This window comes from Ruegeria sp. YKSF070 (assembly GCF_059612725.1).
Map to the genome: position 1 here is coordinate 1 of NZ_JBXWRD010000040.1, position 12,757 is coordinate 12,757.

At 65.7% G+C, this 12,757-nt stretch carries 9 protein-coding genes; 1 reads left to right on the forward strand and 8 read right to left on the reverse strand.

The genetic code is table 11. The features are described from left to right. Positions 1 to 92: 92 nt before the first annotated feature. A complete protein-coding gene (locus AC2FL1_RS17435) occupies positions 93 to 2,159 on the reverse strand; it encodes a 4Fe-4S binding protein (protein WP_496877768.1) in 2,067 nt (688 codons plus the stop codon). A gap of 173 nt (positions 2,160 to 2,332) precedes the next feature. On the opposite strand from AC2FL1_RS17435, the gene AC2FL1_RS17440 reads away from it, so the two are divergent. Further along, positions 2,333 to 2,920 carry a PQQ-dependent catabolism-associated CXXCW motif protein gene (locus AC2FL1_RS17440; protein WP_496830080.1) on the forward strand — a complete coding sequence of 196 codons (588 nt, stop codon included), beginning with the start codon at positions 2,333 to 2,335 and terminating at the stop codon, positions 2,918 to 2,920. A gap of 11 nt (positions 2,921 to 2,931) precedes the next feature. On the opposite strand, the gene AC2FL1_RS17445 is transcribed toward AC2FL1_RS17440, so the two are convergent. The 7 genes from AC2FL1_RS17445 to AC2FL1_RS17475 form a co-directional block, all read right to left on the reverse strand. After that, positions 2,932 to 3,888: a quinoprotein relay system zinc metallohydrolase 1 gene (locus AC2FL1_RS17445; RefSeq protein WP_496877769.1), complete on the reverse strand. Its 957-nt coding sequence runs from the start codon at positions 3,886 to 3,888 to the stop codon at positions 2,932 to 2,934. Next, positions 3,888 to 4,670 carry a quinoprotein dehydrogenase-associated SoxYZ-like carrier gene (locus tag AC2FL1_RS17450; RefSeq protein ID WP_496830084.1) on the reverse strand — a complete coding sequence of 261 codons (783 nt, stop codon included), beginning with the start codon at positions 4,668 to 4,670 and terminating at the stop codon, positions 3,888 to 3,890. The genes AC2FL1_RS17445 and AC2FL1_RS17450 overlap by 1 nt, the downstream gene beginning before the upstream one ends. 75 nt (positions 4,671 to 4,745) lie before the next feature. After that, positions 4,746 to 7,952 carry an efflux RND transporter permease subunit gene (locus tag AC2FL1_RS17455; protein WP_496877770.1) on the reverse strand — a complete coding sequence of 1,069 codons (3,207 nt, stop codon included), beginning with the start codon at positions 7,950 to 7,952 and terminating at the stop codon, positions 4,746 to 4,748. Next, the gene (locus tag AC2FL1_RS17460; RefSeq protein ID WP_496877771.1) at positions 7,945 to 8,931 is read right to left on the reverse strand and encodes an efflux RND transporter periplasmic adaptor subunit; all 987 of its coding nucleotides are present in this window, start codon (positions 8,929 to 8,931) and stop codon (positions 7,945 to 7,947) included. Before AC2FL1_RS17460 ends, AC2FL1_RS17455 begins: the two co-directional genes overlap by 8 nt. 144 nt (positions 8,932 to 9,075) lie before the next feature. Then, entirely contained in the window at positions 9,076 to 9,672 is a 597-nt protein-coding gene (locus AC2FL1_RS17465) for a VTC domain-containing protein (RefSeq protein ID WP_496830089.1), read from the reverse strand. Next, positions 9,669 to 11,903 carry a hypothetical protein gene (locus tag AC2FL1_RS17470; protein WP_496877772.1) on the reverse strand — a complete coding sequence of 745 codons (2,235 nt, stop codon included), beginning with the start codon at positions 11,901 to 11,903 and terminating at the stop codon, positions 9,669 to 9,671. The genes AC2FL1_RS17465 and AC2FL1_RS17470 overlap by 4 nt, the downstream gene beginning before the upstream one ends. Positions 11,904 to 11,908: 5 nt before the next feature. Further along, positions 11,909 to 12,544 (reverse strand): DUF4956 domain-containing protein, encoded by a 636-nt coding sequence (locus tag AC2FL1_RS17475; protein ID WP_496877773.1) that lies wholly within the window; start codon positions 12,542 to 12,544, stop codon positions 11,909 to 11,911. Positions 12,545 to 12,757 lie beyond the last annotated feature (213 nt).

The following is a 12,757-nucleotide window of genomic DNA, read 5'->3' on the forward strand; positions in this document are numbered from 1 at the left end:
ACACCCGCGCGCGCCTAGCCGCGCGCGCGGACCTCTTCTCAAAGAGCAACATCGCAGAGTTTGCAAAGGCAAACTCTGTTAACAAAATCTCATCAGAGATTTTGGGGGCTCTGTATCGAGCGCCGGCGCGCCAAGATCAGCGGCACGCATTGATTGGGCGAGTCGTGAATGGTCACGCAGTCGAGACACTGAAAGCATTCGTCATAGTCGATTTCTCCACTGGGCTGGATGGCGCGATAGTTGCAGCGTACCCGGCAGAGCTGGCAGGGGCTGCCGCATTCGGTGCGGCGCGGGATCCAGCCACGCAGGCGCAACAGCCCGCCAATCGCCATCAGCGCGCCCAGCGGGCAGACATAGCGGCAGAACCCCTTGAAGGTCACCATGGAAATCACGATCCAGGCCCCGGCATAAAGCGCGAAATACCATTCGCGCAAAAAGAAGGTGGTGATTGCGGTCTTGAACGGCTCCACTTCGGCCGCGGTTTCCAGTTCGCCGGGCACCAAGAGCACCACCGCCACCAGACCGGCCAGCACCGCGTATTTCAGCCATTTCAATCGCCGGTCCCAGGCGTCGGGCAGGGGCAGGCGCGGTAGGCGCAGCCAGCGGCCCAGGTGATGGGCGAATTCCTGCATTGCGCCATAGGGGCAGAGCCAGCCACAGAACAATCCGCGCCCCCAAAGCAGGAAGCCCAGCACCGCCGCGCCCCAAAGCAGCAGCGAGACCGGATCATAGAGCAAGAACGCCAGACTGCCGCCATCCAGAGCACCCCGCAGCACCGCCAGCGGCGTCACCACCGACAGCTGACTCTGTGCCCACCAGCCGACAAACCCCAAGGTGACCGCCAGCACACCCAGTCGCAGCGGGACATAGGACCGCAGACCTGCGAGGCGGCTTTGTCCCAGCAGCAGCGCGGGGATCAGCAACCCCAGAAAAATCGTGAGCAGACCGATATCAAACGCGCGCCCACGCAGCGCCTCTTGCCAGGGCGGCAGCGCCGTGGGGCCGGTCTCGGACAGAAAGAACCGTTCGGGCGTGGCATGGGTGAAACTGAAGCTGCGCGCACCGATCACCGGCTGGAAACTGCCATGGGCGCGTTGCACTTGCAGGGTCAGCTCCCAGTCCGAGGCCGGATCGAAGCCCAGCCGCCGGTCGGCCCGCAGGATCATTGCGCGGCCTTCGGGCAGGCCGGGCGCCAGTTCGACGAAGAGATCCGCATCGCGCAGCGCCACCGGCAGCCCGCCCTGTTCCGCCGAGATCAGATCGGGGGCGGTGTTGCGCACGAAATCCTCACCAACCAGTCCGTGACGCGCGGTCTCGATCAGCAATAGCGGCTCGTCATGGGGTGAAAGCACCTGAAACTGTTGCAACTCTTCCAATGTTTGGGCCGACAGTACCGCTCGGGCGATTGCGGGCGGTCCCAGGTCGAGGATCCAGAGATCGATAAGAGGGGCCTCGGGCTCGGTCACCGCCTCGGGGTCGTCGCCGGCCCAGAGGGTGCCCTCGAAACCGGCTTGCACCTGGGCGTTGGTAACCATGTGACGGGTGGCGATGCCCTGGGAGACCAGCGCTGCCCAGTCGAGCGGTTCGTCATACCGTGGGTCGGGCGCGCGCGGCGGCGCGGTGGCGATGCCCTGCATGCGTTCGCGCGCCACGGCCAGGCTGGCGGCCAACACGGTTTCATGGGCGATGCGGATCGAGGCGGTGGCCTTGGTCACCCCGTCCAGATAGGTCAGTGCCGAGGCGCCGCCGCCGCTGTTGCCATAAGGCGTGCCCACCACCATCGGCGTGGCGATGTTGAGACCGCGATACTGCTCCAGAAACTTCTCGAAGGGGGCAACGCCCAGACCCGAGACGAAGATCGGCTCGTTCTGCTCGATCAGGCGCACTTCGATGAAGCTGCCCGACGCATCGAGCATTACCAGCAGGTTGACCGGTGCACCGGAAAAGCCGGGCAGGGGAGCCAGCGGTTCGGTTTCGAACAAGTAGCCCGCCGGTTTCCCATAGACGTCGATCAGCGCGTAAACCCCGGTCTCGTCGATCTGTTCGCCCAGCAGCAGCGGCGGTTTGACATAGGCGGCGAGCTCGTCCGGGGTGAGCGGATCGGCGGTGGCCACGAAGGCTGCCAGTATCAGGCAGAATGAGAGCACAAGCGCGCGCATGGCGCCAAGGCTAGGCTGGGTTTTCGGGCCGTGACATTGGACCAAGGTCTTAGGATCGAGACCCCCTTCGGATGACGCGGGAAGTGCAACCATTGGATAATTCTGCCCAAAACGCTTGACAGCTTGGGTGAACCGGGTCCCAATCGCGCGAATGGGGGCAATGGAGATCGTGCATGCGGATCGCGACTGCGCTGTTGGCATTAGCCCTTTCCGGGCTATCGGGGGTGATCCTCGCAGAGACCTCTGACGCTATCCGCGCGCGCAAGCCCGATCTGTTCCATACCGAAACCGGTTTCAGGATCGACCGCCACAGGGCGCCCGTGCCAGAGGATATTCCACCGCCCGCGCGCAAGGTGTCGGCGCTCTGGGCGCGTAAGCTGATCGCGCGCGGGGCGGTGGCGCTGGATGTCTACGGCGCGGCACAGTCGCGCTATGATGAGTTGGACGGGACCTGGCTCGTTTCCGAACCGCGACAGAGCCTGCCTGGCGCGGTCTGGCTGCCCGAGGTCGGGCGCGGGGTGCTTGAACCTGCCATGCAGGCCTATCTGGAGCGCGAGTTGCAGCGGCTGACCGGCGGCAGCAAGGCCCGTGCCATCGTGGTGTTCTGCGTGGCCGATTGCTGGATGAGCTGGAACGCGGCGCAGCGGATCGCCGGGCTGGGGTATCTTCAGGTACACTGGTTCCCGCTGGGCACAGATGGCTGGCGCGAACTGGGCTGGCCGCTGGAGCCGGTCGAACCGGTGCCGGTGTCTGTGGACTGATCCGCGTGGGCCTAGTTGGCCCGCGGTAGCACCGCGCGCTCCACGCCGGGGAACAGATGGGCGACCGAGCGGTGAAACTCCTGCGGTTGCGCGCCCATGGCAGCGAACTCCTCTGGCAGCGGCAGGTCCATCACCTCGACCATATCGAGGCCTGTGCGGGCGGCATCATGCAGGGTCTCGTCCAGCCAGGACAGATAGGCGCGGGTCTGGCGCAGCGCGGCGCCGGTGCGGTCGAACGGGCCATGGCCCGGCAGCACGGCGGGGGCGCCGAGCCCTTCGAGCGTGTTAAGCGCCTCTTGCCAGCGTGCCAGATCCGCATGCGGCGTGGTGGGCGCGCGGTCCAGAAAGGCGAGATCGCCGGTGATCAGCAACCCGGTTTCAACGTCGACCAGCGCCAGATCGGCCTCAGTATGTCCGCCGAGCGGCAACGCGGTGAACCGGCGCCCGTCGATGGTGACCTCGCCCCCGTCGAGCGCGGTATTGGGCGGCACCGGCTCGGTGCCGCGCATCCAGTCGCCCAGCAGCCGATACATGTTGTCGGCGAAGGCGTCGCCGTCGCGGCGAGCGGCATCCAAAGTCTGGCCAAGGGCCAGGATGGGCCGGTCGGCAAAGACCTGGTTGCCAAAGAAATGATCCGGATGGTGGTGCGTGTTGACCACCGCGGACACGCCGCGCAGGTCCAGCGGGCGCAGGGTTGCCGCCAGCGCCTCGCCATAGCGGCGCGAGGGGCCGCTGTCGATCAGGATCAGCCCTGATTGCCCCTGAAGCACCGCGCAATTGACGATGGCGCCGCCATTGATTTTGTCGAAATAGTCTGTGACGCCTTCGATCATCCAGACACCCGGCAGCACCGGGATCGGCGCCAGACCATAGCGCAGCTTTGCCTGGGCAAAGACCGGGACGACGGGCAGGGCGGTCAGGCCCAGCCCGGCGGCGGCACCTGCCAGCAGGGCACGGCGGCTTGGCATCAGTTGACTTCCTCGCCCGTCAGCGTGCCCGCGATCTGGTTGCCGTTATTGTCGCGACCGCTCACATGCAGCAGCGGCGGCATCCGGGCGGGGTCGAAATAGAGGGTAAAGGCCGGGTCTTCGTTCACCGGTTCGCTCAGCGCCAGCCGCGCCAGTTCCTGTCCGGCGTCGTTGGTAAAGCTGAGATCGCGGATGATGAACAGCGGAATGCCATCGGCCAGCCCGGTATCCATCGGGTGATCCACGATCAACCGGGCCCGCCCGGTGGAGGCCCAGAGTCGACCGTGGATTTCACCCAGCTTCTCCTCCCAGTCGTCCGAGGCATAGGCCTCGGCCGGAGCGGTACAGCCGCCGCCCGCCGCGTCGATCAGGGTACCGCCCACATGCCAGCTGCCGCTTTTGGTGCGGACCGAGGCGCGCACGGCGGTGGCCTGGTCGATCTTGAAGCGCAGCGCCAGTTTCGCCTGCGCCTCGCCGGGGAAATAGCTGAGGATCTTGGGGATCGGCCCGTAATCGGCGGTAACCACGATCTCCTCGACATCGGGGATGGCGGTGGCGTCGATCAAGAGCGGCACGTGAAACGCGTCCTCGGCGGCGGCGGGCGCAAACACGCGCACCCGGTCGTCGAACCGGATATCGGCAGGGTCGCCCAGGATCGCGATCTGGTGGTCCTCCCACATGCCCGAGGCAAAGGGATCGTCAAGCGGCACCTGCGGCGTATCGGCGGCCAACGCCGCACCCGCCAGCAGCGTGGCGCACAGGGAAAGCCCGTATCTGAACATCTCTCTCTCCTCCGCGCCGCATTGGGCCAGATGGCGGCGCGAAGGGCAATGGCACTTTGGTTCTATACCGCCTGCTCAGGTCTTGAACACGCGGTAGATGGCCGGGATCACCAGCACCGTCAGCAGGGTCGAGCTAAGCAGCCCGAACAACAGCGACAGCGCCAGCCCCTGAAAGATCGGGTCGGTCAGGATCACCGCCGCCCCGATCATCGCCGCCACCGCTGTCAGCAGGATCGGCTTGAACCGGATCGCCCCGGCCTCGATCAACGTCTCGATCTTGTCGCGGTCGGGATTGGCGTGGCGGATGAAATCCACCAGCAGGATCGAGTTGCGCACGATGATCCCCGCCAGCGCGATGAAGCCGATCATCGAGGGCGCCGAAAAGGGCGCGCTGAACAGCCAATGCCCGATGATGATGCCCAGAAAGGTCAGCGGCACCGGCGTCAGCACCACCAGCGGCAGCCGGAACGAGCCGAATTGCGCCACCACCAGGATATAGATGCCCAACAGCGCCACACCAAAGGCCGCGCCCATGTCGCGGAAGGTGATCCAGGTGACCTCCCATTCGCCGTCCCACAGCAGGGTGATGACGCTTTCATCCTCGGGCTGGCCGTTCAGACGGATCTGGGGCTTGGTGCCCTCGGGCCAGTCCATCGCGTCCAGCGCCTCGGCCACCGCGAGCATGCCATAGAGCGGCGCCTCGAAATCGCCGGCCAGTTCGGCCATCACCATCTCGGCTGCGCGCCCGTTATGGCGGAACACGGGGTAGGAGGCGCGCTCTTCACGCAACTCGACCACATCGCCCAGCTCGACCACGCCGCGCGCGCCGGGCAGCACATTGGCCGGAACCGGGGTCGACAGGAACCGCTCGTCCACCACCCGGTCAGCGCTGTCGCGCGCGACCTCGATGGGGATCGGGCGGCGGCCCTCGCCCCGGTGCGAATAGCCCACCGTCTGGCCCGCGTTCAGGATCGCCAGCGTCGAGAAGACGTCCCCCTCCTGTACGCCGAAGAATTCCAGCTGATCGGTCGAGACCGTCGCCCTGAGACGGCGGGCCTGAGTGCCGAAACTGTCATCCACATCGACCACGAATGGCACGCTTTCAAACGCCTCGCGGATGCGGGTGGCGGCGGCGCGGCGGCTGTCGGCATCGGGGCCATAGACCTCGGCCAGCAGGGTGGCGATGACCGGTGGACCGGGGGGCGGCTCGACGGTTTTCAGCACCGTCCCCTCCGGCAAATCGAGCGTGGAGAGCCGCTGGCGGATATCCAGCGCGATGTCGTGGCTGGTGCGCTCGCGCGCATCCTTGGGCAGCAGGTTGATCTGCACATCGCCCAGCTCGGGCCGCGCACGCAGATAGTAATGGCGCACCAGCCCGTTGAAGTTGAAAGGCGCGGCATCGCCTGCATGGGTCTGGGCCGAGATCACCTCGGGCAACTCCAGCACGCGACGCGCCACCTGTTGCGCCACCGCGTCGGTATCCTCGACCGAGGCGCCCTCGGGCAGGTCGATCACCACCGAGAGTTCGGACTTGTTGTCGAACGGCAAGAGCTTGACTGTCACGTCGCGGGTATAAAGCGCGCCCAGCGAGCCGAATGACAATACCGCCGCCACCAGCAGGAACAGCCCGCTGCCGGATTTGGTGCGCAACAGCGGACGTGCCACGGCGCGATAGAGACGCCCCAGCGCGCCGCCATGCTGGGCGGCCTCGTCATGGGCATGGGCGGGCGCGCGGCCCGCGATCTTGACCATCAGCCAGGGCGTGATGATGACCGCGACGAAAAAGGAAAAGATCATCGCGGCCGAGGCATTGGCCGGGATCGGGCTCATATACGGACCCATTAGCCCCGAGACGAACAGCATCGGCAGCAGCGCCGCCACCACGGTCAGCGTGGCGACGATGGTGGGGTTGCCCACCTCGGCCACCGCGCGGATCGCCTTTTGTGTGCGGCTGGCGCTGTCGGGCATTGCCCAGTGGCGGGCGATATTCTCGATCACGACGATGGCGTCATCGACGAGAATACCGATGGAAAAGATCAACGCAAAGAGCGACACACGGTTCAGCGTGTAGCCCATGACCCAGGCCGCAAAGAGCGTCAGTAGGATGGTGACCGGGATCACCACCGCGACAACGATGCTTTCGCGCCAGCCGATCGAGAACAGCACAAGCACCACGATGGACACGGTGGCCAGGCCCAGGTGGAACAGCAGCTCGTTGGCCTTTTCATTGGCGGTTTCGCCATAGTCGCGGGTCACCGTGACCTCGACACTGTCGGGGATCAGGTCATGTTCCAAGAGATGCACCCGGTGCAGGATCTCTTCGGCCACCACCACCGCATTGGCGCCCGCGCGCTTGGCCAGCGCCAGCGTCACCGCCGGGCTGCGGCGGATCCCGCCACTGTCGTCGCGGGTGACATTGGCCACGATCCGCTCGGACGTGTCGGGGACAAAGCGCACATCGGCCACGTCGCGCACATAGACGGGCCGGTTGTCGCGGGTGGTCAGCAGCAGGTTGGCGATCTCGGCGGGCGCGTGCAGCGTCTCGCCCGCCACCAGCGCGATCTGTTCGCCGCCGTCGCGCACCAGCCCGGTGGCCAGTGCCCGGTTGGCGCCCTCGACCTTGGCCGCCAGCTGTTGCAGCGTCACGCCGTAAAGCGCCAGCCGCTCGGGGTCGGGCGCGATGCGGATCGCCTCGGGCGCCTCGCCCACCAGATAGGTCAGGCCCACATCGCCGATCTTGGCCAGCTGCACCTGCAACTCGCGCGCGATGCGGGTCAGGTCGTTGGCCGAGACATCCCCGGCGCCTTCGCGCGGCGACAGGGTCAGCGAGACGATGGCCACGTCGTCGATGCCGCGCCCGACGATCAGCGGCTCACCGATGCCCACCGGGATGCGGTCCATATTGGCGCGCACCTTGTCATGTACGCGCAGGATGGCGGTATCGGCGGGGGTGCCGACCAGGAACCGGGCGGTGACCATGGCATAATCGTCGCCGGTCTGCGAATAGACATGGTCCACATCGCCGATCGCCTTGACGATGGTCTCCATCGGTTCGGTGACCAGTTTCACCGCATCCTCGGCCTTGAGCCCCGGCGCCTGGATATGGATATCGACCAGCGGCACCGAGATCTGCGGCTCTTCCTCGCGCGGCAGGCTGATCAGCGCCACAAGCCCCATGGCAAGGGCCGCCAGGATCATCAGCGGCGTCAGGGCCGAGCCGATGAAACCACGTGTCAGCCCGCCCGCGATGCCCAGGGGCGTGTCCTGCGATTTGTCACTCATGTCCGGCCACCAGCACTTCGCCACCCTTGAGGCCGGACAGGATTTCGATCAGGCTTTCGCCCTCGCCCTCGGCCTCGACCGGGGTTCCGATCACCACCACACGTTCGCTGGCGCCGCCATCCGGTCCGGCGACACGCACGAAATCAAGCCCCATGCGCGAGGCGACCGCCGCGGGCGGCACCGCCACCACCTCGGCCCGGCCCACCGGCAGGCGCACCAGCACCCGGCGCCCGATGAATTCGGAGGACAGGCCCGCAACCTCGACATCGGCGATCACCCGGCCGTTTTCGATCTGGGGATAGAGCTTGGCGAGGGTGCCCGTCTCGGCCCCCTCGATCCCAGCGATGGCGATGCTGTCGCCCTCGGCCAGGAAATCCGCATGCCGCTCGGGCACCGCAAGGCGCAGGAAGAAGCCACCGCCGCCGATCACCGCAATCATCTCGCCCGGCAGCACGACCGAGCCTTCGGTCACCGGCACGTCGATCACCGTGCCCGAGATCGGCGCCAGGATACGGCCTTCGGCAGTGCGTTGCAGCAGCACATCGCGCTGCGCGCTTGTGGTGCCGATGCGGCCCTCGATCACCTGCACCCGCGTGCGCAGCGTGTCCACATTCTGTTCGGTTGTCACCCCGCGTTCCAGCAGGTTCTGGCCGCGCGCCAGCTCGGCCTCGGCATTGCTCAGCTCTGACCCAAGCGCGCTGAGTTGCGCGTCGATGGCGCGCAGTTCCAGCTCCAGCTTCTCGTCCACCGTGGTGCCGATCTGCTGGCCCCGGGTGACCGCGCTGCCCTCGGCCACGGAGATTTCCTGCAAGATGCCACCCAGCCGCGAGCGGGCGGGCAGGCTGTCGCGCGGTTCGACCTTGGCAAAGACCGTTTTCCATTCGGTGACGGTGACGCGGCGGGCGGTGGTATCGGCCAGTACGGGCGCCGCCATCAACGCGGCAAGGCTCATCAGCAGGGCAGGGAGGATCACTTTCATAGGGCACCTTTCGGTTCGGTCGACCGATCTGGGTGACGGGTCGAAACCGCTTGATCTCTATATATTCAAAAAAACGATTGCGTTTCAATGGGCGGCCCGTGTTTTTTGCATAAAACACAGCGCCAAAGCGTCGCGCCGGGGTTGTTATGCGCGGGCGATTACGGCGCTTATCCCGTTGCAAAATTTGGAGAAACGCCTCCTGGGGACGGGCAGGACATGCTGCAGTGCATCCAGTGGCGCCTCGGCGGGGGCCTTCAACTCGCAAACGGTCCAGGACTCGCGATGCGCCAGCTGTCCGTCAGGGCGTGCATAGGAGATGTCGCGATCAAAGGTGATACGCAGCCCATCCAGACTGAAATAGGCGCGGCGATAGCTGACTGCCACCATCGGAAACAAGGTGCCATAGTCGCGGTCGAAATACCCCTGCTGCAGCAGTCGCCGCTCGGTTGCGGGGTCGACTGGCCGCGTTGTCTTGAACCGTCCCTCGACCGAGGAGATCTTGGTCTCCAGCACCGCGCCTGCGTCGGTCTGTTCGGGATAACGACGCAAGCGAACCTTCTTGCGCGGCAGCACCCCTTCCTCTGAGTCCGAGAACATCTGCAACCCGGTGGTGTCGAAATAGACCGAGCGGATCAGCCGCGCGGGATAGAGCGGCACCATGCCACGGCCTTGCAAATCGGCTTGCAGGCGGGCCATGTCGCTTGCCGTCAGAACCACCTTTTCTTCGATCCGGAAACTCATCCGCTGTCCCCGCGCGGATCGAGGACCGAGTCGGCGTCGACCCAGCCCGCCGGGCCATTGCATTGGCCGGGACCAAGGCGCAGGTAGGCGCCGGGAAATTCCTGTTTCTTGCGAAAGACCTCGTGGCAGAACAGCGTGGCCTCGATCCCGATCCGATCGACGGTCACGCTGGATCCGTCCTTGGACGAGATGCCGATGGCGCTGGCACGCGCTTCCAGGTCGCCGATGGCGACCGTGCTCGCCTCGCCCACCGACACCGCCTTGTCGCCGCAGCTGGCCGCCAATACCCGGTCGAACCGATAGTGGCCGCCGCTGAGATCGAGACAGTCGTTGCCCGCGCCGGTGATCCGTGTCTCGGTCACGTGCAGATCGGCAAAATCCATGTCCACCGCATCCGAGGCGGCATCGTGGACCTCGAGCAGGGCGATGTCCCCCCGGCTGGAGACGATGTTGACACCGTCTTCGCATCCGCCGCCTTCGGCTGCGATCCTCACCCGGGACAGCGTCATGCCAAAAAGGGTCAGACAGCCGGTCAGCCCATAGGGGTTGAACCGCTGTTCTGGCGGGGCCATGGCGGCGGCGGGCGGCAGGGGCAGGCCCCTGAACGCGATCTCGACCCCCTCCAGCCGGTCGCCCATCAAGAGGGCCCAGTCGTCGGGTGCAGACTGGGTCAGCACCAGCCGCCGGCCTTGCGGGTCCGGCTGTATGGCAAGGCCGGGACTGTGGCGCAGGGTCAGGCCCCAGCCGGTCAGGGGCGTGGTGGTATGGGCCGTGCCATCCGATGTTTGCGCGGTCAGGGTCATGGTCAGTTTCATGCCGTCCAGCAACGCACCCGAAAGGGCCGCCACATGGGCTTCGCGGTCCAGAACCTCCGCGTCGCAGGCATCGCGGGAACAGAGCTGCGCCTTTGCGATCCCGCTGGCCGGATCGGCGGCGGCGATGTCTCGGCTGCGGGCCTCGGTCAGTCGCTGGAAGAGGCGTGTGCGGAAGACGGGCCAGGGATCGGAGAGGGCAGGCCCGGTGCCCTCCGAGGGCAGGACCAGCGCGGGCAGATTTGCGGCCAGACGGTGCAGCAGATGGGCCGCCGCATCCGGTGCGCAACCGCTGTCGCAGAGCGCCCGGTAGCGCGCGGTCAGGTCGGCGCTGTCCAGCGCGGCCACCGCCGCTTGCAGTCGGGCCATGCGTTCGACGGTAAAATGCGGTGCATATAGCGCCCGGTCACGCGCCCGCAGATAGCGCGGGTTGGCTCGCCCCGGCTCGGCCTCGCCATCGTAATAGATCGGCTCCATGCCTTGCAGAAAGGCGTTCCAGTAAAATTTACGGTTATGCGGGCGCAGCCCGTGGCTGGCGCGCATCGCAAACATCAGCACGGCATAATCCCACCAGATGCGCGCGGCCTCAGCGCTGGTCGTGTCCGGCAAGGGCAATCCGGTCAGCGCCTGCGAGGGGTCAAGGGCATTGCTGTTGCCATAGGTGGCATAGGCGCTCTGAAGCCGGGTAAAGGCATCCGCCGTCATCGCCAACGACGCGGCGCCGCGTTCGACCCATTTGCCGTTGACCACACGCGCCAGGCCCAGATCCTCGTACAGATAGCCGCCCCGGTCCGACCACAGCGCCAGCAGCGCCTCGTCGCCCTCGAACATCGGGCCCTCGCGGCGGCGGTTGTGTTCTAGAAACTCCTTGGCCACGGATTCCTGCCACAGCATCCGCACCGGCGTGCCGTTCTGCACCACATCGACGACCCGCGTGCGCGGCGCCAGAAATCCCAGCCGCGACAACAGCAGGGTGGCCAGCACCTCGTTTTCGGAATTGCGGGTTTTTTGCAGGAACAGCTTGAACCGTACCGCATGAGCGATATTGCCCTCGTCCAGGCGGATGTTCAGGCTTTGCAGCAGGCGTCCCCGGTCCAGCTCCACGTGATCCTTGAAATCGCCGTTCTGGCGCAGTCGGGCCGGGTGGTCGCAACGGCCGAAATCGTAGAAAACCGAGACGGTTCCGTCAAAACTCCGCTTGTATTTCTCGGCGATCTGTTGGCCATCCGAGGTAATGATCCGCAATCCGTTGCGGGCCCATTTTCGGGCCTTGTCGACGCTCACTTCGATCCGCCGGACCGAAGCAATATCCGCCAGTTCCGTCCGGTATTGCCCGGTCGGAAAGTCGCAGCCCGCCTCTGCAACCGGAGCCAGCAGCAGGGCGGGCACCATCACCAGAAGATGCAGCCGCCGCCACATGGCGTTCAGGCCGCCGCAAAGGCGATGCGGGTGATCCCGGTCTGGCCGTTGACCTCACCGCTCAGCGCCAGCAGATCCTGCCGCGAGGGGCTGGCAAAGCGATAGACGATCCCCTCGGGCGTCTTGTCGAACCCGACCAGCGCGGCATGGCCCAGTAGGTCGGGCATTTCGGTTTCGGAGAATACCTCAAGCGTGTGCAGCGCGTTGCCCTCGGTGAACGAGGTGGTGTAGAGCGGCACGCCCCGGACCCGCCGCGACCACCGGTTGAACAGTTCTGCCACCACCAGCGTACCCACCGCACTGCCGACCAGCAGCACCAGCCACGAGACGCTGACTGCGGCCGCGATCCCGCAAGAGATCATCAGGAAATAGGTCACCAGTTCCAGCGGTGATTTCACAGGGTTGCGGAAGCGCACGATCGACAGCGCCCCCACCATGCCCAGTGACAGCGCGATATTGCCCGAGATGACAGAGGTCAGCGAATAGGTGACCAGTGGCAACAGAAGCAATGTCAGCGTATGCGAAAAGGTCCGGATCCAAGTCTGGCCTGAAAAGATCACCGCCTGGCGAACCAGGAGCGAAGCGCAAAGCAGCAGCGCAACCGCCAGCAGCTTGTCCAGTTCGGATGACAATACGCCCATATCCCCCTCCCGAGATGTGCGGCAATCCTGAAGGGCGGCAACACCGAACCTGCGCCATGCTTACGCGCGTCACATGGTTGTCCAGCGAAATCGGCAAGGCCCCCACCTTTGGATCACGCTTCTTGCGACCGGTGCCTTCGAAACCCCCGAGGTAACCGGATACGATTATCCTAATCAATAACTTGCCTTGTGGCCACGGTAATCGACCACGTT